This is a genomic window from Streptomyces sp. MAI_2237 (genome assembly GCF_054189285.1).
This window is the reverse complement of the sequence record NZ_JAJPGQ010000001.1, coordinates 108252-130994: the sequence shown is the minus strand read 5'-3', so window position 1 is coordinate 130994 and position 22743 is coordinate 108252. Positions and strand designations below refer to the sequence as shown.

At 73.0% G+C, this 22743-nt stretch carries 14 protein-coding genes; 9 read left to right on the top strand and 5 right to left on the bottom strand.

The features are described from left to right. Position 1 precedes the first annotated feature (1 nt). Positions 2-835, bottom strand: a complete 834-nt coding sequence (locus LN251_RS00580; protein WP_458242610.1) for a putative hydro-lyase — start codon at positions 833-835, stop codon at positions 2-4. Further along, positions 832-2127, bottom strand: a complete 1296-nt coding sequence (locus LN251_RS00575) for an MFS transporter (RefSeq protein WP_458242609.1) — start codon at positions 2125-2127, stop codon at positions 832-834. The genes LN251_RS00580 and LN251_RS00575 overlap by 4 nt, the downstream gene beginning before the upstream one ends. Before the next feature lie 174 nt (positions 2128-2301). Here LN251_RS00575 and LN251_RS00570 point away from each other — a divergent pair, with 174 nt between their 5' ends. The 4 genes from LN251_RS00570 to LN251_RS00555 all read left to right on the top strand — a co-directional run bounded on the left by LN251_RS00570 (position 2302) and on the right by LN251_RS00555 (position 10263). Continuing rightward, a complete protein-coding gene (locus tag LN251_RS00570; protein WP_458242608.1) occupies positions 2302-2997 on the top strand; it encodes a GntR family transcriptional regulator in 696 nt (231 codons plus the stop codon). 112 nt (positions 2998-3109) lie between these two features. After that, the gene (locus LN251_RS00565; protein WP_458242607.1) at positions 3110-4636 is read left to right on the top strand and encodes a hypothetical protein; all 1527 of its coding nucleotides are present in this window, start codon (positions 3110-3112) and stop codon (positions 4634-4636) included. A 34-nt stretch (positions 4637-4670) separates the two neighbouring features. Beyond that, positions 4671-5561 (top strand): hypothetical protein, encoded by an 891-nt coding sequence (locus LN251_RS00560; RefSeq protein ID WP_249835842.1) that lies wholly within the window; start codon positions 4671-4673, stop codon positions 5559-5561. A 34-nt stretch (positions 5562-5595) separates the two neighbouring features. After that, complete coding sequence (locus LN251_RS00555) at positions 5596-10263, top strand: hypothetical protein (RefSeq protein ID WP_458242606.1); 4668 nt, start codon at positions 5596-5598, stop codon at positions 10261-10263. Positions 10264-10273: 10 nt separating this feature from the next. Here the strand turns inward: LN251_RS00555 and LN251_RS00550 are convergent, their stop codons facing one another. Further along, entirely contained in the window at positions 10274-10813 is a 540-nt protein-coding gene (locus LN251_RS00550) for a hypothetical protein (RefSeq protein ID WP_458242605.1), read from the bottom strand. Between the two features lie 419 nt (positions 10814-11232). Here LN251_RS00550 and LN251_RS00545 point away from each other — a divergent pair, with 419 nt between their 5' ends. The 5 genes from LN251_RS00545 to LN251_RS00525 are packed head-to-tail and all read left to right on the top strand — an operon-like array spanning position 11233 to position 19221. Continuing rightward, on the top strand, positions 11233-14154 hold the full coding sequence (locus tag LN251_RS00545) for a nitrate- and nitrite sensing domain-containing protein (protein ID WP_458243236.1): 2922 nt from the start codon (positions 11233-11235) through the stop codon (positions 14152-14154). Beyond that, entirely contained in the window at positions 14151-14588 is a 438-nt protein-coding gene (locus LN251_RS00540; RefSeq protein WP_058926586.1) for a roadblock/LC7 domain-containing protein, read from the top strand. Before LN251_RS00545 ends, LN251_RS00540 begins: the two co-directional genes overlap by 4 nt. A gap of 9 nt (positions 14589-14597) precedes the next feature. After that, positions 14598-14993 carry a DUF742 domain-containing protein gene (locus LN251_RS00535; RefSeq protein WP_249841161.1) on the top strand — a complete coding sequence of 132 codons (396 nt, stop codon included), beginning with the start codon at positions 14598-14600 and terminating at the stop codon, positions 14991-14993. A gap of 24 nt (positions 14994-15017) precedes the next feature. Beyond that, positions 15018-18635 (top strand): hydantoinase B/oxoprolinase family protein, encoded by a 3618-nt coding sequence (locus tag LN251_RS00530; protein ID WP_458242604.1) that lies wholly within the window; start codon positions 15018-15020, stop codon positions 18633-18635. After that, on the top strand, positions 18616-19221 hold the full coding sequence (locus LN251_RS00525) for a GTP-binding protein (protein WP_362988799.1): 606 nt from the start codon (positions 18616-18618) through the stop codon (positions 19219-19221). Before LN251_RS00530 ends, LN251_RS00525 begins: the two co-directional genes overlap by 20 nt. A 73-nt stretch (positions 19222-19294) precedes the next feature. On the opposite strand, the gene glpK is transcribed toward LN251_RS00525, so the two are convergent. Together glpK and LN251_RS00515 are read right to left on the bottom strand one after the other, a co-directional pair. After that, on the bottom strand, positions 19295-20803 hold the full coding sequence (gene glpK, locus LN251_RS00520) for a glycerol kinase GlpK (protein ID WP_458242603.1): 1509 nt from the start codon (positions 20801-20803) through the stop codon (positions 19295-19297). Positions 20804-21078: 275 nt separating this feature from the next. Beyond that, a complete protein-coding gene (locus tag LN251_RS00515; RefSeq protein WP_458242602.1) occupies positions 21079-22707 on the bottom strand; it encodes an EAL domain-containing protein in 1629 nt (542 codons plus the stop codon). Between the last annotated feature and the right edge of the window lie 36 nt (positions 22708-22743).

Below are 22743 nucleotides of genomic sequence, written 5' to 3'. Positions count from 1 at the left end.
CTCAGGCCACGCGATACTGCTCGTCGCGGGCGTCCGTCAGGAACATCTGTCCCGGTGCGTGCGTGATGGCGAAGGGCGGCCGAGAGGCCGTCACCGCGGCCTGCGGGGTGACTCCGCAGGCCCAGAACACCGGGATGTCGTCCGGCTCCGCGTCCACCGCGTCGCCGAAGTCGGGCCGGCCGAGGTCGCCGATGCCGAGCCCCGAGGGATCGCCGCAGTGCACGGGGCTGCCGTGCACCGCCGGGAGCAGACTGCTCTCCCGGATCGCCGCCGCCAGCTGCTGCGGCGGCACCGGCCGCATGGACACCACCATGGGGCCGTGCAGCCGTCCCGCCGGGCGGCACTGACGGTCGGTCACGTACATCGGCACGTTGCGGCCCTGCTCGACGTGCCGGATCGGCACGCCCGCCTCGGCCAGCGCCCACTCGAAGGTGAAGCTGCAGCCGATCAGGAACGACACCAGATCCCGGCGCCAGTGCGCGCGCACGTCCGTGGGCTCGTCCAGCAACTCGCCGTCCCGCCACACCCGGTAGCGCGGCAGGTCGGTGCGCAGGTCCGCGCCGTCGGCGAGGACGGTGCTCCAGGAACCGGCGTCCGTCACGTCGAGCACCGGGCACGGCTTGGGGTTGCGCTGGCAGAACAGCAGCATGTCGTACGCCCAGTCGGCGGGCACCGAGATCAGGTTGACCTGGGTGTGGCCCGCCGCGACCCCGGCGGTGGGGCCGGTGAGGCCGTCCCGGAAGCGGGCGCGGGCGGCTTTCGGGCTCCACGCGTGCGCGTGCTCGTCGACCAGGGTCAGGGGGAGGTCGGCGACCGTGTCCTCGGTCCGGTTCACGCCAGCTCCTTCCCGCGCGTCTCCGGCAGCCCGAGCAGCGCCAGCGCCGCGAGGCCGTACCCGATCGCGCCGAACACCAGGGCTCCGCCGACGCCCCAGCTGTCGGCCAGGAAGCCGACCGCGGTGGGGAAGACGGCACCGACGGCGCGCCCGGTGTTGTACGTGAAGCCCTGGCCGGTGCCCCGCACGGCCGTCGGGTACAGCTCGCTCAGGTAGGACCCGAAGCCGCTGAAGATGGCCGACATGCAGAACCCGAGCGGGAAACCGAGCACCAGGAGCAGGGTGTTGGCGCCCTGCGGGATGTTGGCGTAGGTCAGGATGCAGACCGCCGACAGCAGGGCGAACAGCCAGATGTTGCGCCGGCGCCCGAGCCGGTCGGTGAGGTAACCGCCGGTCAGGTAGCCGAGGAAGGCGCCGGAGATCAGGAAGGTCAGGTAGCCGCCGGTGCCGACCACCGACAGGCCGCGGTCGGTCTTCAGATACGTGGGCACCCAGGTGGCCAGCGTGTAGTAGCCGCCCTGGACGCCGGTGGACAGCAGGCCGGCGAAGACGGTGGTGCGCAGCAGACCCGGCTTGAAGATCGCCGTGAACGAGCCCTTCCCTGTGCTCCGTTCGCGTACGGCGGCCGCCTCCGGGGCGTCGTGCACCCGGCGCCGCATCCAGATCACCAGCAGCGCGGGCAGGGCGCCGGTCCAGAACATGATGCGCCAGGCCAGGTCGTCGCCCGCGTACGAGAAGACGACCGTGTACACGATGACGGCCAGTGCCCAGCCCACGGCCCACGAACTCTGGATCGCGCCGAGGGTGCGCCCGCGGTGCCGGGCGCTCGCGTACTCGGCGACGAGGATCGCGCCGACCGCCCACTCGCCGCCGAAGCCGAGGCCCTGCAGCGCCCGGAAGACCAGCAGGGTCTCGTAGTTGGGCGCGAAACCGCAGGCCACGGTGAACACCGCGTACGTGATGACCGTGATCATCAGGGCCTTGACCCGGCCCACCCGGTCCGCCACCACCCCCGCCAGGGCGCCGCCGACCGCGGAGACCACGAGCGTGACGGTGGTGAACAGGCCGGTCTGGGCGCTGTCGAGGCCGAAGTACGCGGACAGGGCGACCATGCTCAGCGGGAGCGTGAAGTAGTCGTACGAATCCAGGGCATAGCCGCCGAAAGCGCCGGCGAAGGCGCGCCGGCCGCGCGGCCCCAGGGCGCGCAGCCAGCCCAACGCGCCGTCGTGATACGTGAGTTCAGGGGTGGGCGCGCCGGTGGCCGGTGCCTGGGGAGGAGGGGTCGTGCTCATGGGCACCTCGCAGAGGGAGGACGAAGGGTGCTTGAGGGGTGAGCCGTGCCGAGAGGGAGTCGTGGGCGCCGCCGGGAACCGCAGCGGTGCCGCGAGGAGAACCGTAGAGGATCGTTCAACGATCCCTCAATACCCATGTTGGTTCGTTCTTCTGATCTGCGATTGAATTCCGGCATGGCAGAGCAGCTGACGTCACTCGCCGAGGACCGCGCCCTCCTGGGGCGCACCAGCACCGCAGAACGCGTTTCGGACATTCTCAGAAGCCGCATCGCCGAGGGCTTCTTCCCGCCCGGCACGCGGCTGTCGGAGGACAGCATCGGGGGCGCGCTCGGGGTCTCCCGCAACACCCTGCGCGAGGCGTTCCGGCTGCTCACGCACGAACGCCTGCTCGTGCACGAGCTCAACCGCGGCGTCTTCGTCCGGGTCCTCGCGGTCGAGGACGTCGAGGACATCTACCGCACCCGCGGCCTCGTCGAGTGCGCCGTCGTCCGCGGCCTCGGCGAGCCGCCGTACGGGCTCGGCGCGCTGTCGGAAGCCGTCGACGAGGGGCTGCGGGCGGCACGCGAAGGTGACTGGAAAGCGCTGGGTACCGCCAACATCCACTTCCACCGGGAACTGGTCGCCCTCGCGGGCAGCGCCCGCACCGACGAGCTGATGCGCAGCGTCTTCGCCGAACTGCGGCTCGCCTTCCACGTCGTCGACGACCCCAAGCGGCTCCACGAGCCCTATCTCGCCCGCAACCGCCAGATCCTCCAGGCGCTGGAGGCGGGAGACCGGGGCGAGGCCGAGCAGCTGCTCGCGGTCTACCTGGAGGACTCCCTGGAGCGGGTGGTCGAGGTGTACCGCAGGCGGGTCGGCGAGGAGGCGTAGGCGCCGGAGCGGGTACGGCAGGGGTCTTGTCGCACTGAGGTGCAAAGTGTGACGCCAGGGCCCGTCTGAGTCGTTTGGGCCGTTGTCAGACCGAGGACCTAGTCTGTGCACCGTGACTTCGCCTGCACCGACGGACCGTGTTCCGCCCCAGCTCAGCGCGGGGCCGCGCCCCGCACCGGGCCCGGCCGCCGACGAGGGGCTGGCGCGGCGGCTGCGCGCGCTCGCCTGCACCGCGCCGCTGCACGACCTGGACGCCCGCAAGGCCAACCTCGCGGGGGAGTACTCGGTCTACGGCATGGCGGAGGTGGCCCTCGCGGCCATCGACCTGGTCACCCTGAACATGGACTTCGACACCGGCGCCGACCACGACCAGATAGTCGCCCGCCTCATCCCCCGCATCGCCGCCCAGGCCCCGCGGCGTCCCGTCGCCGAACACGAGCGGGTGGCCCGCTGGGTCCTGGAGAACCTGATCAACGTCGGCAGCGTCGACCGCGGCTTCCGCGCCGTCTACGGCACCTTCACGACCGACGGCAGCTATGTCCGGCGCGACTACGACTTCAAGCTCATCGAGGAGGTGCCCGGCCCCGGCGGCACGGTGTACCTCCGCACGACCGACGAAGCGGTCAACGTCCTGGTCGGCGCCCTCGACACGGACGTCACCAGCGCCCAGATCGCCGCCGAGGTCAAGCTCGAGGTGCTCATCAACCGGGGCCGGCTCGCCGACGCGCAGCTCGCCGCCGAGCAGGCCCGCTACCGCACCGTCCAGTACTCGGAGACCCTGCGCCGCGCCCTGGACGCGACCCGGCGCAACGTGCGGGCGGTGGACTGGCTCAACTCCGTGCCCGACATGATCGCCGAGGCGCTGGACCACGTGGCCGACCGGTACCGCCACGAGAACGCCATCCTCACCAACATCCGCAAGGCGCGCGACGAGACCGAGGACGTCGAGCACAAGCGGCGCGCGGCCGAGCTCGTCGACATCGTCAAGGACTGCATCCGCCGGCACACCCAGCTGCAGTCCCGGCTGCTGGAGGCCGGGCCGCTGTTCCGCGCCGAGCAGGACCGGCAGGCGTTCGCCACCCCCATGACCTCGTCGGGGATAGACCTGTACGGACATCTGGTCGCTCCCGTGCTGCCCCTGCCGCTGGAGCAGGCGGTCCGGGTCACGGACGCCTTCTTCGCGCGCGGGACGGGCCTGCGCACGCCGGTGTCGGTGCGGGTCGGCGACCTGGTCGACATCCTGCTGACGCCCCCGGTGGAGCGGGAGCACCTCGGCGCGGAGATGCCGGAACCCGATCTCATCGCGACGCCGGACGACAGCCGGTTCAGCGAGGAGCAGCTGGCCGCGGCGAACGAACTGCTCGACCTGCCCGCCGACGCGCCGCGCCGGCTGTCCGGACTGCTGGCGGAGGCCCGCCGGCTCGACCCCGAGCTGCCGTACCTGGTCGCCCTGCTGGCGGTGCACGCCGCCAGCCCGCCCGTCGGGACGGCCTACCGGCAGGGCGAGGAGAAGCTGCTGTTCGCCGTCGACGACGGCACCGAGCTGGACGATCCCGAGTTCGGCGGCGCCGACCTGATCGTCGGGACCGCCCTGCTGGACGCGGCGGGGATGGCCGCGGACCGGACGGAAGCGGCATGACCGAGGAACGAAGCGACAACAAGGAGCCCGAGCAGTGACCGAGCACGTCGACCGGAGCGACACGGAGGCACCGGCGCCCTCGGCGCCCAGCGCCGTCACGCCCGCCGACGCCGCCGACGCGGCGCGGCTCGTCGCCTTCGGGCTGCAGCCCAAACTGCAACCCGCGCGGGACCAGGAGTACGCCGAACTGCTGCGGCGCTACCGTGAGGACCCGCCCTTCGCGCGTCTCGCGGACGCCGTGGCCGCCGGGCTCGGACTGATCGTTCTGGAGGTCTCCCCGCGCGCCGGGATGGCCGTGACCGCGGCCGAGGACTCGGTGTTCGCCGTCCGCATGGGCGACTACGCACGTCGTACGTCCGCCGACGGCGGGGACCGCTTCCTGCACGGACTGGCCCACCTCGCCGTCGCCGCCATGGCCTTCCCCCGCCCCGAGGACCTGGCCGACGACGGCTACATCGGCCGCGTGACCGTCAACGGCGTCGACGCCTTCGTCCGGCAGGCCTGCCGGCGGCTGGAGGAACGCGCCGAGGAACAGGGCGAGAACACCGACCCGGCCACCGACGCGCCCGGGCTGGAGGCCGCGTGGCGGATCTGGATGAGACGCAGCGCGGCCGGCGCCACCAAGGACGCGCGCAGACTCGCCGGTTCGACGACCGGCATCGTCGGCAAGGCGGTCGCCTTCCTCACCGACTCCGGCTTCCTCCAGCGCACCGGTGACGACCACGGCGGCACCTACCGCACCACCGCCCGCTACCAGCTCCAGGTGCGGGACATGGCGGGCAGCGCCGCGATGGCCGAACTGCTGGAGTTGGGCGTCGTCCCGGTGACCGACGGCACCCCCACACTGCTGCCGCCCGAGGACACCGACGACCTGCACCTGGCGGCCGACGCCGGGCTGCCCTTCCATTCGTCGTCCCCGTCCTGACCCCCCACCTGCCGAAGACCTACGAGAGTCCGCCATGTACGAGCTGTCCCGCGTCCGCCTCTATTCCATCGGGCCCGCCGGTGCGCGCTACGCCGACACCGTGCTCGACCTGCGCGGCGTGGGCGAGCCCGTGCCCGACCCCGCGCCCACCCAGGCGGAGTTCTTCGAGGAGGAGCCCGTCGGGCCGCCGCGCCGCCCCGCGCCCGCCGGTGTCCTCTTCCTGGAGAACGGCGGCGGCAAGTCGGTCCTGCTGAAGCTGATCTTCTCGGTGATGCTGCCCGGCCACCGCAACACCCTCGGCGGCGCCAGCTCCGGCGTGCTGCGCAAGTTCCTGCTCGCCGACGACTGCGGGCACGTCGCCCTGGAGTGGCAGCACACGCTGACCGGTGAGTGCGTCGTCGTCGGCAAGGTCAGCGAGTGGCGCGGCCGGCAGGTCTCCAACGACCCGCGCAAGTTCGCCGAGGCCTGGTACTCGTTCCGGCCCGGACCCGGACTGTCCCTGGACAACCTGCCGGTCGCCGAGTCCACCGCCGTGCGTCCTGTGGTCGAGGGCCAGTCGGGCGCCCAGGGCCGCCGCCGCACCATGAAGGGCTTCCGGGACGCCCTCACCGAGGCAGGAAAGGCCTACCCCCACCTGGAGGTGCACTGGGAGGAGATCCACGACCGGTGGATCGAGCACCTCGGCGATCTCGGTCTCGACCCCGAACTCTTCCGCTACCAGCGCGAGATGAACGCCGACGAGGGCGAGGCGGCCGGTCTCTTCGCGGTCAAGAAGGACTCCGACTTCACCGACCTCCTGCTGCGCGCCGTCACCGACACCCGGGACACCGACGGGCTCGCCGACCTCGTCAGCGGCTTCGGCAACAAACTGGGCCGCCGCGCCGAGCTGATGGCCGAACGGGACTTCACCGCCGGATCGGTGGACCTCCTCGGCCGGATCATCGAGGGCGCGGAGGCACGCGCGCGTGCGCGCGACGTCCACGCCGGCGCCGAGCGCCGTACCCGCACGCTGGCCCGCCGGCTGTCCGCCCGCGGCGCGCGGGAGCGGGTGCGGGCCGCCGACCTCGCCCAGCGCGTCACCGCCGCCGCGTACGCGGTCACGCACGCCGAGGGCGCCCGCGAGCGCAGCGCGCTCATCGCCGCCGAACTCGCCTACCGCAACGCTTCCCTGGCGCTGGCCGCCGCCGAGAAGTCCGCCGCCGCGCAGAAGCGCGAGCTGGCCGACGCCCGCACCCTGCACTCCGCCTGGCAGGCCGCCGAGGCCGTCCTGCGCCACCGCGCCGCCGCCGACCGCGTCGCCCGCGTGGCCGCCGCCATCCAGGAGGCCGAGCGGGACGCGGCACCCGCGCTCGCCGCCCGCGCCAAGGCCGCCGTGGATCTCGTACGGGCCCTGCAGTCGGCCGCCGACAGCGCCGAGACCCTCGCCAACGAGGAGGAGGAGCGCTCCGCCGCCCTGCAGGAGGTCGGCGAGGCCGCCCACCGGGACTCGACGGCCGCCGCGACCGAGGCGCAGCGGGCCCGCAGCGAGATCGGGCACCTGCGGCAGCGCCTGACCGAGGTCGAACAGGAGACCGCCGAGGCGGTGCGGGCCGGCTGGCTCGACGACAGCGCACCCGACGCCGACCCGGCGCGCGCCGCCCTCGCGGCCAGCGACGCCGAGAAGACGGCCGTGGCGGCCTGGGACACGGCCCGGGAGGCCTCCCGCAAGGCGGCCGAGCACGCGCGCGAGGCGGCCTCGGCGGAGTCCCGCGCCGAGCTGACCGCGGCGCGTGCGGCGGACGCGGCGGCCGCGACACAGCGCTCCTACGAGGCCGAACGGCGGCTGGCCGAGGCTCTGGCGGCCGAGGAACGGCTGGCGGAGCTGCTGAGCCTGTCCGGCAGGCCCGGTGAGGCCGACCGGTCGGGCAGGCCCGGTGAGGCCGACCGGTCGGCGGTTCCCCGGCCTCGTCAGGAGACGGGGAGCGAAGAGGGAGCGCTCACGCCGGAGGAACTCGACCGCTTCGCCGACGAACTGCGCGAGCTCCTGGAGGACTCGGTCTCCACGGCCGAACGCCACCTCTTCGAACTGCGCACGGCCGCGGCCGACGACGCCCGGATCCTCGGCGCGCTCGGCGACGGCGGACTGCTGCCGCCCGGCCCCGACGTGCTGGCCACGGTCGAGTTCCTCGGAGAGCACGGCATCCCCGCGCTGCCCGGCTGGCGCTACCTCGCCCAGGCCGTCGACCCGGCCGACCACGCACGGGTGCTGGCCGCCCGGCCCGAGCTGGTCGACGGCGTGATCATCACCGACCCCGACACGCACGCGCGTGCCCGGGACGCCCTCGCCGACGCGGCCCTGCTGCCGCGCTCGGCCGTCGCCGTCGGCACCGCCGCCGCGCTGCTCGCACCGACCCCGGCGCACGACTCCGAGCACGGCGGCTCCGCCGGTGTGTTCCTCGTCCCGCCGAACCCGGCCATGCACGACGAACGCGCCGCCGACGAGGAGCGGCAGGCGCTGCGCGCACGGGCCACCGAGCGCGACGAGGAGATCCGCACGCTCGCCGCCCGGCTGGGCAAGGACCGCGAGCTGGCGGCCCGGCTCGCCTCCTGGCGCACGGGCTGTCCGGCCGGCCGCCTCGTGGAACTGGCCCAGGCGGCCCACGACGCCCGCGTGTTCGCCGAGGAGGCGGAGGCCGAACTGTCCGAGGCGCGCACGGTGCGGGCCGAGACCGACGAGGCCGCCGCCGAGGCCGCCCAGGTGCGGGACGAGCGGCAGGAGGCCGCGCAGAAGGCCCGCCGCGCCGCCGACGCCCTCGCGGGACTCGCCTTCCGGCTGCGCGAGCGGGCCGGCTGGCAGGCCAAGCTCCGTGAACTGGCCGACGAGGGCGCCGAGTCGGAGGCCCGCGCCCAGGTCTGCCTGGAGCGCGCCCGGGCCGCCGACGAGGACCGGCGCGCCGCCCAGCGGGCCGCCGACGACGCCCGCCGCACCGCCCGCGCGCTGCGCGCAGAGCGCGCCGAGATCGCGGGCGCCCCCGACGACGTACCGGAGGACGAAGCGGCGGCCCCGAAGGGGTCGCTGCCCGCCCTGCGCGAGGCCTACCGGGCCGCCTCACAGGTCTACGAGAAGGTCGGCGTCGGCGCCGACCTGCGCGCCGAGCAGGCCCGCGCGGAGAGCGACGAGAGCGCTGCCCGCACCGAACTGGACCGGCTCAGCAACAAGGTCCGCACCCGCGCCGAGCAGCTGCTGCAGTCGCCCGACGGCTCCGACGGGCCGTCCCGGCAGGCCGCCGCCGCCCGGGCCGAGGAACTGGTCCAGCTGCTGGAAACCCGGATGTCCAGCGCGAGCGAGCAGCTCGGCCGGCTGCGCGGCGAGGCGGAGCGGCACGCGCCCGAGGACGGCGAGGCGCACACCGAGCTGCCCGAGGAGCTCCGGCCGCGCGACGCCGAGCACGCCCAGGCACTGCTGCGCACGGCCACCACCGAACTGGGCTCCCTCACCGAGGCGTTGAGCCAGGCCCGGCAGGCGCACGCCGAACTGCTCGACGCGCACCGCGCGGCCGAGGACGCGGCCGGCGGCTTCGACGAGATCGCCGCGATGCTGCGGGACCTGTTGCGCGAGCACGCCTTCGAGGAGGAGCAGGAGGAACCGGAGCCCTACCCGGGCAGCCTGGAGGAGGCCCGGCACTCCGCCGCCGAGGCCCGCCGCTCGCTGCGCGGGTGCGCCGCCGACCTCTCGGCCGCCGAGTCCGCCGTTCGGGAAGCCAGTGACGTCCTCGTCCGGCATGCCAACTCCACGCGCTACGAGCAGGTCCGCACACCCGCGCGCCAGCAGATCCGCGAACTGCCCGCCGCCGCGCTGCCCGAGCACGCGCAGAAGTGGGCCGACGCCTTCGCGCCCCGACTCCGCGTCCTCACCGACGAGTTGGCGCAATTGGAGCGCAACCGCGACTCGATCGTGGACCGTCTGCGCGGCCTCGTCGAGTCGGCGCTGGCGACCCTGCGGTCCGCCCAGCGGCTGTCCCGGCTGCCGGAGGGGCTCGGCGAGTGGTCCGGGCAGGAGTTCCTGCGCATCCGCTTCGAGGAGCCGGACCAGGCCACGCTCACCGAGCGGCTGGGCGAGGTCATCGACGAGGCGACCCGTGCCGCCGTGAAGAAGAACTCCGACCTGCGGCGCGACGGCATGTCCCTGCTGCTGCGCGGTGTGGCCGCCGCCCTGCAGCCCAAGGGCGTCGCCGTCGAGATCCTCAAGCCGGACGCCGTACTGCGCGCCGAGCGGGTGCCCGTCGGGCAGATGGGCGACGTGTTCTCGGGCGGCCAGCTGCTGACCGCGGCCATCGCCCTGTACTGCACGATGGCCGCCCTGCGCTCCAACGACCGGGGCCGGGACAGGCACCGCCACGCCGGCACGCTGTTCCTCGACAACCCCATCGGGCGCGCGAACGCCACCTATCTGCTGGAGCTGCAGCGGGCCGTGTCCGACGCGCTGGGCGTCCAACTCCTGTACACCACAGGCCTGTTCGACACGACCGCGCTGGCGGAGTTCCCCCTCGTGATCAGGCTCCGCAACGACGCGGACCTGCGGGCCGGGCTGAAGTACATCAGCGTCGAGGAACACCTCAGGCCCGGACTGCCGCAGCAGAGCGCGAACGGCGAGGGCGAGGCGGTCCACAGCGAGATCACCGCCACGCGCATGTTCAAGCGGCCGGCACCGACGAACAGCTGAGCAACGGCCGTCAGGGGTGGGACAGCTGCCCCGCGCCGCCCCGGCGCCGTATGCGCGCCTGGGCCCGCGCGGCCACCTTCTCCTGGCGCCGCACCCGGCGTCGCTCGCGCCGCAGGGCCCGGGCGGTGCTGCTCGGGCTCGACACCACGCCGTTGCGCTGGTTCCACACCTGGCGGGTCACCCACACGTCCAGGGCACCCCAGGTGGCGACCACCGTGCTGACGATGCTGCTGATGACCATCGGGAAGGCCAGCCAGGAGCCGGCCATGGTGCACAGGAAGGCCACCATCGCCTGCAGCAGCGTCACGGCGATGATCAGCACCGCCCGCACCGCCGCCGTCCGCACCGGATCGGGCAGCCGGCGTCGCCGCGCCGGCTCCTCGACCCACAACGGACGGTTCGACGACCGGGCCCGGGCCGTGCCGCCCGTCCGCCCGTCCGCCCGTCCGCCTGCCGGACTGTCGCGATCCGGTGCTTCGGTGCCCCGCCGCACCGCCGTGCGCGTCACCGCGCCGTCCCCGGGCGCCTTGCTCCGCTCCGCCGTGCCCATCACCGTGTCACTCCCCACCGCCAGCAGACCGCTCGCCTCCGTGCCTCACAGCACGACTCCCCAGTGGCTGCCCGGCTTGCGCTGTTTTACGCCGCCCAGTTGCGGGATGCGGCTCCTGTGGCCGATTCCGCACCCGTTTCCTGTAGAGAAGGACGAGCGACACCCCGGGAAGATTCCCGGCAGCGAAAAATTTCGGCCAACACGCCGACCGGAACACCGCGATGAACTTCCGTCACCTCCAGGGCAAACCGGGAGGCAATCTCCCCCAATGAACGGACAACTCCCCATGTCTCGCCGCCCGCGCGGAAGTTCGGCCTCCGGACCGGTCTTCGGGTTACCTGTGCGTCGGTAGTAGGCTCGCGCCGTTTGTTGACGTACATGTGTACCCCCGTTCCGTGGGGGTCGAGCTGGGGGAGGCCATGCGCTTTCGCGGGAAGTCGATCCGCCGGAAGATCGTGGCGCTGCTTCTCGTGCCGCTGGTGTCCCTCACCGCGATCTGGGGCTTCGCCACGGTACTCACCGGACGTGAGGCGGAACAGCTGTTCAACGTGTCGGACGTGGTGGAGAAGGTCGCCTATCCGATCGAGGACACCGTCCGCGTCGTCCAGCAGGAACGCCGCCAGTCCCTCGTCTACCTCGCCGACCCCCGTGCCTCCCGGGGCATCAGCGATCTGCGGCGCACCCGGGCCGCCACCGACAAGGCCGTCGCACGGATCCGCAAGAACTACACCGATGCAGATGTGCGCGACGCCATGGGCGGGGAGACGACCGACCGCCTGAGCACCGTGCTCGAGGCGTTCAAGGGCCTCGACGACCTGCGGCACAGCATCGAGGACGGAACGGTCGACCGCGCCCAGGCCCTCGACCTCTACAACCACCTGATCGACCCCTGCTACGTGCTGCTCACCAACCTCCACGTCGTCGACAACGTGGAGATGGACAAGCAGTACCGCGCCCTGGTCAATCTCGCCCGGGCCCGCGAACTGCTCTCCCGTGAGGACGCGCTCCTCGGCTCCGCCCTGGTCGTCGGCAAGCCCTCCCGCACCGAGCTGCGCGAGGTCACCGACCTCATCGCCCAGCGCGGCCTGATCTACGACTACAACCTGCAGTTGCTGCCCGCCTCGGATCGCGGTCGCTACCAGCGGTTCTGGAACAACGCCGAGACCGCCCCGCTGCGCGTGGCCGAACAGTCCGCGACCTCCGCGCGAGCCGGCAGCTCCCCCGAGGTCACGGCCAAGAACTGGGACTCCGCCGCCGGGAACGTGCTCGACGAACTCGGCACCCTCAACGACCAGGCGGACGACCGCTACCAGGACCGGGTGGGCCCCGTCGCGATGGGCGTCATCGCGAAGGCCGCCGTCGCCGGTGTCCTCGGTCTGCTGGCCCTGCTCTTCTCGCTCTTCCTGTCCGTGCGCATCGGCCGCGCCCTCATCCGCGACCTGCGCAAGCTGCGCCTGGAGGCCCACGAGGCGTCGGGCGTACGGCTGCCCAGCGTCATGCGACGCCTGTCCGCGGGCGAGCAGGTCGACATCGAAACCGAGGCACCGCGCCTGGAGTACGACAAGAACGAGATCGGCGAGGTCGGCCAGGCCCTCAACACCCTCCAGCGCGCCGCCGTCGAGGCCGCCGTCAAACAGGCCGAACTGCGCGCCGGCGTCTCCGAGGTGTTCGTCAACCTCGCCCGCCGCAGCCAGGTCCTGCTCCACAAGCAGCTCACCCTGCTCGACAGCATGGAGCGCCGCACCGAGGACACCGACGAGCTCGCCGACCTCTTCCGGCTCGACCACCTGACCACCCGTATGCGCCGGCACGCCGAGGGCCTGGTGATCCTCTCCGGCGCCGCCCCCTCCCGGCAGTGGCGCAAACCCGTCCAGCTCATGGACGTCGTGCGGGCCGCCGTCGCCGAGGTCGAGGACTACGAGCGCATCGAGGTCCGCCGGCTGCCCCGGGTCGCCGTCACCGGACCGGCCGTCGCCGACCTCACCCACCTCGTGGCCGAACTCCTGGAGAACGCCACGGTGTTCTCGCCCCCGCACACGGCCGTGCAGGTCGTGGGCGAAAGGGTCGCCAACGGCTTCACCCTGGAGATCCACGACCGCGGTCTGGGCATGGCCGCCGACGCGCTGCTGGACGCCAACCTGCGGCTCGCCGAGACGCCCGAGTTCGAGCTCTCCGACACCGACCGGCTCGGCCTGTTCGTGGTCAGCCGGCTCGCCCAGCGGCAGAACGTCCGGGTCTCCCTGCAGACGTCCCCGTACGGCGGCACCACCGCCGTGGTCTTCATCCCGGACGCGCTCCTGACCGACGACGTCCCCGACACCAACGGCATCGGCTTCCGCCTCGACCGGCCGCAGCCCTCGAAGGAGGCCGAGCTCGAGGAGAGCCGCCGCAGCGAGCTGTCCCGGGTGCCCGTGCAGCTGCCCGGCGCGCTCCTGAACGGGCCGGTCGAGCTGGAGGCCCCGGTCGACCTCGACGCCGTCGACGGCTTCCCGGGCGCACTCGACGACGAGGACGACGAACGCGGCGGCATCTTCCGCCCCCTGCGCTCCAGGGCCCTCGCCGACGACGAACCCGGCGGCCGGCACGACGACCTGCGGCGCCCCGACACCGACGGCCGCGGGCCCGCCCTCGGCGACCAGGACGACCGCTCCGGCGCGGCCGTACCGCTGTCCCGGCGCAGCACGCCCAAGCTGGTCAGCTCCCATGGGAGGCCGGTCACCGAGCCGCGGCCCCGGCGCGAGGACGCCCACGAGGCCCCGGCGGCCCGCTCCGGCCGCCCGGAGCCGAGGACCAACGTGCCGCTGCCGTCCCGGCGCCGCGAGGAACTCCTGTCGGGCAACGCGCCCGACGCCCCGGACGCGGAGACCGCACCGCCCCTGCCGAACCGCCGGCGGGGCACCTCGCCGCTGCGCCCGGGCCCGGGAGACGCCGGCCGTCCCGGCCAGGGCGCCACGCCCGGAGCATCGGGAGCCCCCGGGGGACCCGGCGAGCACCCGCTGAGTCCCGCCCTTCCCGCACGGACCCGCCCCGCGGCCGCCGCGCGCGGCCGAGCGGACGCCACCGACCTGCGGCCCGGCGCCGGCACGCCGGAGGCCGGGCCCGGCGCGGGCGCGCTGCCCCGGCGGGTGCGCCAGGCCAACCTGGCCCCGCAGCTGCGCCAGAGCGCCGTGCGGCGCCCGGAGGAGCGCGCGGAACCCGCCGAGCGGGACGCCGACGAGGTACGCAACCGTATGGCTTCGCTCCAGCGCGGCTGGCAGCGCGGCCGCGAGGAGAACGCCGTGGGCGACGACGCCCAGCGCGGCACAGCACCACAAGGAACGACAAAGGGGGACGGTCGATGACCGCACCGAAGGCGACCGGCCACAGCGCGACCAATCAGTCCGGGGAGCTGAACTGGCTCCTGGACGAGCTGGTGGACCGCGTCGCGAGCATCCGCAAGGCTCTCGTGCTCTCCGGCGACGGCCTGCCGACCGGCGTGTCCCGGGACCTGACCCGGGAGGACAGCGAGCACCTCGCCGCCGTCGCCTCCGGGTTCCACAGCCTCGCCAAGGGCGTGGGCCGTCACTTCGAGGCGGGCAACGTCCGGCAGACCATCGTGGAACTCGACGAGGCCTTCCTGTTCGTGACCGCCGCCGGCGACGGCAGCGCCCTCGCCGTGCTCTCGGACGCCGACGCCGACATCGGCCAGGTGGCGTACGAGATGACTCTCCTGGTCAAGCGCGTCGGCGCGCATCTCGGCACCGCTCCGCGCACCGATCTGCCCGCGGGCGGGTAGTGAGATGTCATGAGCGCTGACGGTCAGGGAACAAGCCACTGGTTCGACGACGAGGCCGGACCGGTCGTCCGCCCCTACGCGATGACACGCGGTCGCACGACCAGCCCGGGGCAGCACCGCCTCGACCTGATCGCGGTGGTGGTCGCCGAACCGCACGCGGACGACCCGGACGCCGACACGACGCTGTCCCCCGAACACGTGGACATCGTCGACCTGTGCCGGGACACACCCCAGTCGGTCGCCGAACTCGCCGCCGAGCTCGATCTGCCCATCGGTGTGGTCCGGGTGCTCGTCGGAGATCTCGTGGACGCGGAATTCGTCCACGTCAACCGGCCGATCCCGCCTGCCGAGCTGGTGGACGAGAGTATTCTGCGCGACGTGATCAACGGCCTCCGGGCGCTGTGAGCGGCGCGGAAGCGGGGTACTGACGTGACTGGCTGGCAGTTCTGGGTGGACCGGGGCGGCACGTTCACCGACATCGTCGCGCGCCGCCCGGACGGCCGCCTGCTCACGCACAAGCTGCTGTCGGAGAACCCGGCGCGGTACTCCGACGCGGCCGTGGCGGGCGTCCGGGAGCTGCTGGACGGCTCCCGAGAGGCCGTCGAGGCCGTCCGGATGGGAACGACGGTCGCCACCAACGCCCTGCTGGAACGCAAGGGCGAACGCACGCTGCTCGTCGTCACCCGCGGCTTCCGCGACGCCCTGCGCATCGCCTACCAGAACCGGCCGCACATCTTCGCGCGCCGTATCGAACTGCCCGAACTGCTCCACGAGCGGGTCGTCGAGGTCGACGAGCGCATCGCCGCCGACGGCAGGGTGCTGCGCGCGCCCGACCTGGACGCGCTGACCGGGCCGCTGCAGGAGGCGTACGACGACGGGATCCGCGCCGTCGCCGTCGTCTGCATGCACAGCCATCTGCACCCCGCCCACGAGCAGGCCGTCGGGGAGCTGGCCGCCCGCATCGGCTTCCCGCAGATCTCGCTGTCCAGCGAGGTCAGCCCGCTGATGAAGCTCGTCCCGCGCGGGGACACCGCGGTCGTCGACGCCTACCTCTCGCCGGTGCTGCGCCGCTACGTCCGGCACGTCGCCGACGAACTGGCCGGTGTGCGGCTGATGTTCATGCAGTCCAACGGCGGTCTCGCCGAGGCCGGGCAGTTCCGCGGCAAGGACGCCATCCTCTCCGGCCCCGCGGGCGGGATCGTCGGCATGGCCCGCATGTCGCGGCTCGCCGGGTTCGACCGGGTCATCGGGTTCGACATGGGCGGCACCTCGACCGACGTCTCGCACTTCGCCGGTGAGTACGAGCGCGTCTTCACCACGCAGATCGCCGGTGTCCGGCTGCGCGCCCCGATGCTGGACATCCACACCGTGGCGGCCGGCGGCGGCTCGGTCCTGCACTTCGACGGCTCCCGCTACCGCGTGGGGCCGGACTCGGCGGGGGCGGACCCCGGGCCCGCCTGCTACCGCGGCGGCGGCCCGCTCGCCGTCACCGACGCCAACGTCATGCTCGGCCGTATCCAGCCCGCCCACTTCCCGAAGGTCTTCGGCCCCGACGGCGACCAGCCCCTCGACGACCAGCTCGTCCGCGACCGGTTCGCGGCCCTCGCGCGCGAGATCCGCGAGCGGACCGGCGACGACCGTACGCCCGAGCAGGTCGCCGAGGGCTATCTGCAGATCGCCGTCGCCAACATCGCCAACGCCGTCAAGCGGATCTCGGTCCAGAAGGGCCACGACGTCACCCGCTACGCCCTGACCACCTTCGGCGGCGCGGGCGGCCAGCACGCGTGCATGGTGGCCGACTCGCTCGGCATCCGCACCGTCCTCGTCCCGCCCATGGCCGGTGTCCTGTCCGCGCTCGGCATCGGCCTCGCCGACACCACCGCCATGCGCGAGCAGTCCGTGGAGGCGCCCCTGGAAGCCGGGGCCATGCCCGCCGTCCTCAGGACGGCCGACGACCTCGAGGGCGCGGCCCGCGCCGAACTCCTCGCCGAGGACGTCCCCAAGGACCACATCCGGGTCGTCCGTCGCGCCCAGCTCCGCTACGACGGCACCGACACCACCCTCACCGTCGAGCTGACCGAGCCCGGCACGATGCGTCACGCCTTCGAGGAACGCCATCGCGCCACGTACTCCTTCACGCTCGACCGCCCGATCGTCGTCGAAGCCCTCTCCGTGGAAGCCACCGGCATCACCGAACCCCCCGATCTCTCGGCCCTCGCGCCGTACGAAGGCCGCACCGCCGCTCCCGACACCGTGCGGCTGCACACCGGCGGCACCTGGCGCGACGTACCCCTCCACCGCCGTGAGGACCTCCCTCCCGGCGAGGAGGTCACCGGCCCCGCGATCATCACCGAGGCCAGTGCGACGACCGTCGTCGACGACGGCTGGCAGGCCGTGGCCCGCGACGACGGGCATCTGGTCATGGAACGCGCGGCGGTCACGCAGAGTTCCGATCTCGACACCAAAGCCGATCCGGTTCTGCTCGAGGTCTTCAACAACCTCTTCATGTCGATCGCCGAACAGATGGGCGCGCGGCTGGAGTCGACGGCCCAGTCCGTCAACATCAAGGAGCGCCTGGACTTCTCCTGCGCGCTCTTCGACCCGGACGGAAACCTGGTGGCCAACGCCCCCCACATCCCCGTCCACCTGGGCTCCATGGGCACCAGCGTCAAGGAGGTCATCCGGCGCCGGGGGCCGGCCATGCGGCCCGGTGACACCTACGCCGTCAACGACCCGTACCACGGTGGGACCCACCTCCCGGACGTCACCGTGATCACGCCGGTGTTCGACACGGAGGGTGACCGGATCCTCTTCTACGTCGCCTCGCGCGGCCATCACGCGGAGATCGGCGGCATCGCGCCGGGCTCCATGCCCGCCGACAGCCGCACCATCGAGGAGGAGGGCGTCCTCTTCGACAACTGGCTGCTCGCCGAGGCCGGCCGCTTCCGCGAGGAGGAGACCCGCCGGCTGCTCACCGAGGCGCCCTACCCCTCCCGCAACCCCAGGACCAACCTCGCCGACCTGCGCGCCCAGATCGCCGCGAACCGCAAGGGCGTCGACGAGGTCGCCCGGATGATCGAGGACTTCGGGCTCGACGTCGTCCAGGCCTACATGCGGCACGTCCAGGACAACGCCGAGGAGGCCGTCCGCCGGGTGATCGACGCCCTGGACGACGGCGAGTACGCCTACGAGACCGACTCCGGCGCCGTCATCCGCGTACGCGTGCGCGTGGACCGCGAAAAGCGCTCAGCGGCCGTGGACTTCACGGGAACCTCCCCGCAGCTGGCCGGTAACTTCAACGCGCCCTTCGCGGTGGTCAACGCGGCCGTCCTGTACGTCTTCAGGACCCTCGTCGCCGACGACATCCCCCTCAACGACGGCTGCCTGCGGCCCCTGGACATCATCGTGCCGCCCGCCTCGATGCTGGCGCCCGAACCGCCCGCCGCCGTCGTCGCGGGCAACGTCGAGACCTCCCAGGCCATCACCGGCGCCCTGTACGCGGCGCTCGGCGTCCAGGCCGAGGGCTCGGGCACCATGAACAACGTCACCTTCGGCAACGAGCGGCACCAGTACTACGAGACCGTCGCCTCGGGTTCGGGCGCGGGCGACGGCTTCCCCGGCGCTCCCGTCGTCCAGACCCACATGACCAACTCGCGGCTCACCGACCCCGAGGTCCTGGAGTGGCGGCTGCCCGTGCGGCTCGAGGAGTTCGCCGTCCGGCACGGCAGTGGCGGTGCCGGACGCTGGCGCGGCGGGGACGGAGCCGTGCGCCGCATCCGCTTCGAGGAGCCCATGACCGTCTCCACCCTGTCCCAGCACCGCCGGGTGCGCCCGTACGGCATGGCGGGCGGCGAGCCCGGCGCGCTGGGCGCCAACCGGGTGGAACGGGCCGACGGCACCGTCACCGCGCTCGCCGGCAGCGACTCCGCGGACGTCGGTCCCGGCGACGTACTCGTCATCGAAACCCCTGGCGGCGGGGGCTACGGCCCACCGTCCCACCATCCCCATCAAGCAGGAGAAGAGATCGATGATCTTCGGGCGTTCTGAGCGCGGGAAGTCTCCGGTCGAGCCCGTCACGCTCAAGATCCTGGTGGCCGGCGGCTTCGGCGTGGGCAAGACCACGCTCGTCGGCGCGGTCAGCGAGATCCGGCCGCTGCGCACGGAGGAGCTGCTCACCGAGGCAGGACGCCCGGTCGACGACACGACCGGAGTGGAGGGCAAGCGCACCACCACGGTGGCCATGGACTTCGGCCGCATCACGCTGCGCGAGGACCTGGTGCTGTACCTGTTCGGCACGCCCGGCCAGGAGCGGTTCTGGTTCATGTGGGACGAGCTCTCCGAGGGCTCCCTGGGTGCCGTCGTGCTCGCCGACACGCGCCGCCTGGAGGACTCCTTCGCCGCCGTCGACTACTTCGAGCGGCGCTCCATACCCTTCGTCGTCGGCGTCAACTGCTTCGAGGGAGCCGCCCGCTACCCGGTGGAGGACGTCCGGCGGGCCCTCGACCTCGATGCGGACGTGCCGCTGCTGCTGACCGACGCCCGCGACCGGGAATCGGTCAAGGAGGTCCTGATCGGCGTGGTGCGGCACGCGATGGCCCAGGCGTCGGAGCGCCGGGAGACGGTCGGCACCTGACGGATGCGCGCGAGCGCGGCCCGTACCCCCGCCGACCGGGGTACGGGCCGCTGTCATCGGCACGCGCGTGTGTCTAGTCTTCGTCCTCCGCCCAGCCGAAGCTCTTCTCCACGGCCTTGTGCCAGTTGTGGTACTCGCGGTCCCGCACCGACGCCTCCATGGAGGGCGTCCACTCGGCGTCCTTCTGCCAGTGGGCCTTCAGCTCGTCGAGGTCGTTCCAGACCCCGGTGGCCAGGCCCGCGGCGTAGGCGGCGCCCAGGCAGGTCGTCTCGGAGACCTTGGGGCGGACCACGGGGACGTCGAGGACGTCCGACTGGTGCTGCATGAGCAGGTTGTTCTTGGTCATGCCGCCGTCCACCTTGAGGGTGGTGATGTGCACCCCGGAGTCCTGGTACATGGCGTCCACGACCTCGCGGGTCTGCCAGCTCGTAGCCTCCAGCACGGCGCGGGCCAGGTGCGCCTTGGTGACGTACCGGGTCAGTCCGGTGATCACACCGCGCGCGTCGGAGCGCCAGTAGGGCGCGAACAGGCCGGAGAAGGCGGGCACGATGTACGCGCCGCCGTTGTCCTCGACGCTCGCCGCGAGCGGCTCGATCTCGTCGGCGGTGCGGATGATGCCCAGCTGGTCGCGGAACCACTGGACGAGCGCGCCGGTGATCGCGATGGAGCCCTCCAGGCAGTAGACCGGCGCCTCTCCGCCGATCTTGTAGCCCATCGTGGTCAGCAGGCCGCTCTTCGACGCCACGGGCCGGTTGCCCGTGTTGAGCAGCAGGAAGGAGCCCGTGCCGTAGGTGTTCTTCGCCGTGCCCACGTCGTAGCAGGCCTGCCCGAACACGGCGGCCTGCTGGTCACCGAGCGCCGAAGCCACCGGTACCCCCGCGAGCTGGCCCACCGCGGTGCCGTACACCTCCGCCGAGGACTTGATCTCGGGCAGGACGGCCTCCGGGATGTTCATCGCGGAGAGGATGGACGGGTCCCACTGGAGGGTCTCCAGGTTCATCAGCATCGTGCGGCCGGCGTTGGTCACGTCGGTGACGTGCTGCCCGCCGTCGGTGCCGCCGGTGAGGTTCCAGATGAGCCAGGAGTCCATGGTGCCGAAGGCGATCTCGCCGTTCTCGGCGCGCGCCCTCAGGCCCGGCACGTTGTCCAGCAGCCAGGCCGCCTTCGGCCCCGAGAAGTAGGTGGCCAGCGGCAGCCCGGTCTGCTCGCGGAAGCGGTCCTGCCCGTCCGAGCCGCCGAGCTGCCTGGTCAGCGCCGCGGTCCGCGTGTCCTGCCAGACGATGGCGTTGTGCACGGGCTTCCCTGTCGCGCGGTCCCACAGGAGCGTGGTCTCGCGCTGGTTGGTGATGCCCATGGCGCTGAGCTGGTCGGCGCGCAGCCCCGCCTTGGCGATCGCTCCGGCGACCACCGCCTGCGTTTTGGACCAGATCTCGGTGGCGTCGTGCTCCACCCAGCCCGGCTTGGGGAAGATCTGGCGATGCTCCCGCTGGTCGACGGCGACGATCGCGCCGTCCTGGTTGAAGACGATGCAGCGGCTGGATGTGGTGCCCTGGTCGATGGCGGCGACGAACTTGTCCGTCATGACGTCCCCTTCGTCGTTCCCTGCAGTACGGCGCCGGAGAGGATCAGGATCGCCGTGCCGTTGACCTCACCGACGAATGTCTTTGCGCATGGCGGCGAGCGTGCCGTCGCTGCCGAATCACCCGCGGGGGAGTGGCCTGCCCTTCAGGCTGTTTTGCGGTGTTTGCCTGGTTACAGCGTGTTTGTACGGCGATGTCGACCTACACCGGAAGTGTTCACCGGCACCATCAGAGCGTCAAGCGCGCGGACGGCAACGGTGACATGCTCGCGCTCCGCTCAGCCCGTCGGAGCGGGCGCCGCATGCGCGCCGCGCAGCACCTCCAGCCCCTGAAGTCCGGCCCGGCCCAGCACCCAGCTGGCCCCCCGCAACGCCTTCGCGGCCTTCTTCAGCGGCGCCAGACAGGCGGCGGCCTCCCGGTGGTCGCGCACACTGCCCGGCGGGCACAGGACGGTCGCCAGGGACAGCGTGACCGGCAGCCCGCCCGCCGACCAGGGCGCGTCCAGCACGGCCGCCGCCAGCGGCCCCAGCCGCTCCGGATCGGCGAGCACCAGGAAGTCGTCCCCGCCGATGTGCCCCACCCGGGTGGTCCCGGACGCCGCGCCCTGCAGTGTCCGGCCCACGGACCGGATCAGCTCGTCGCCCGCCGCGAACCCGGCACCGTCGTTGACCTGCTTGAAGTGATCCACGTCCAGCCAGCTGAGCGCGAACGTGCGCCCTTCGGCGATGCACCGGTCCACCTCGCCCGTGATGGCGTCCGAGCCGGGCAGCCGCGTCAGCGGATTCAGCCCGACCGCCTCCTCGACCCGGCTCTCCGCCAGCGCCCGCACCAGGTCGGCCAGGCGTACGACGCCCACGCACCGCCCGAACGAGTCGACCACCGCCACGTCGTCCGAGGTGCGCTCCCGCCCGCCGACCGCCAGCACGTCCAGGACCTCCCACGCGGTGGCGTCCGCGCCCACCGTGCGGGGCGGGTCACCGAGCCTCGCGGCGGGCCGGTCGGCGTACAGGGCGTGGCCGTAGCGCCCCGACATCGACAGCAGGAAGCGCGAGCGGTGCACGGACCGCACCGGCACCCCCTGGGCGTCCACGAGGAGGACTCCGGAGACGTCGGGCGAGCCGGTCAGCAGCGCCCGCACCTGCCCCGCCGAGGCGGTCGCCGGCAGCAGCGCGGCGGGCCGCACGAACTCCCGCACGGACGGCCCCGACCGCGACGACGGCGCCATGGCGCCGGGGGAGCGGGGCGGAACGTACACGTCCGCCGCGGGCAGCCGGGCCGGCGGCGCGAACAGCGCTCCCTGGGCCAGCTGGGCCCCGGCCGACACGGCCGCCGCGCACTGCAGTTCCGTCTCCACGCCCTCGACGGACAGCAGCGCTCCCAGCTGCTCGCACAGTGTCCGCATCGCCCGCGTCGCGGCCGGCCGGGACAGCAGCGAGGCGTCCAGTTTCACCAGGTCGGGCTCGAGATCGGCGAGCAGGCGCAACGGCACGTCCCCGTCGCCGACACCGTCCGCGCTGATCCGGAAACCCTGCGTCCGCAGTACGCCGACCGCCTCCAGCAGCGCCTGCTGCGGCACATGCGTGTACGGCGGTCCGATGTCGACGGTCACCTCCCACGGCAGTCGCCCCACCGCCCGAACGGCGTCGTGCAGCGGGGTCAGGCCGCCGAGGTCGGCGAGGGTGCCCGCGAACACGTTGACGTGCAGCGGCAGCAAGGTCTCCCGGCGCGCGGCCGCCCGGACCGCCAGCACCGCGAGGCGGCCGTCGAGTTCGGGGTCGCGGCGGGCCTCGGCCAGGATGTCTCCGGTCTCGGGGCGGGCGAGTATCTCCAGCCCCGCGACCCCTCCGGTCGCCAGGTTGACCACCGGTTGGAAGGCGAAGCGGAGAGTGTCCGTCCAGGAGCGCACGGGAGCATGATGGCTCCGCGGGCGTGCGCGCACAGG

Excerpts from the sequence above, each read along its gene's own strand:
- LN251_RS00535 (WP_249841161.1), top strand. The coding sequence starts at position 14,598 with ATGAGCGCTGACGGTCAGGGAACAAGCCACTGGTTCGACGACGAGGCC.
- LN251_RS00545 (WP_458243236.1), top strand. The coding sequence starts at position 11,233 with ATGCGCTTTCGCGGGAAGTCGATCCGCCGGAAGATCGTGGCGCTGCTT.
- LN251_RS00550 (WP_458242605.1), bottom strand. The coding sequence starts at position 10,813 with ATGGGCACGGCGGAGCGGAGCAAGGCGCCCGGGGACGGCGCGGTGACG.
- LN251_RS00525 (WP_362988799.1), top strand. The coding sequence starts at position 18,616 with ATGATCTTCGGGCGTTCTGAGCGCGGGAAGTCTCCGGTCGAGCCCGTC.
- LN251_RS00555 (WP_458242606.1), top strand. The coding sequence starts at position 5,596 with ATGTACGAGCTGTCCCGCGTCCGCCTCTATTCCATCGGGCCCGCCGGT.
- LN251_RS00570 (WP_458242608.1), top strand. The coding sequence starts at position 2,302 with ATGGCAGAGCAGCTGACGTCACTCGCCGAGGACCGCGCCCTCCTGGGG.
- glpK (WP_458242603.1), bottom strand. The coding sequence starts at position 20,803 with ATGACGGACAAGTTCGTCGCCGCCATCGACCAGGGCACCACATCCAGC.
- LN251_RS00540 (WP_058926586.1), top strand. The coding sequence starts at position 14,151 with ATGACCGCACCGAAGGCGACCGGCCACAGCGCGACCAATCAGTCCGGG.
- LN251_RS00575 (WP_458242609.1), bottom strand. The coding sequence starts at position 2,127 with ATGAGCACGACCCCTCCTCCCCAGGCACCGGCCACCGGCGCGCCCACC.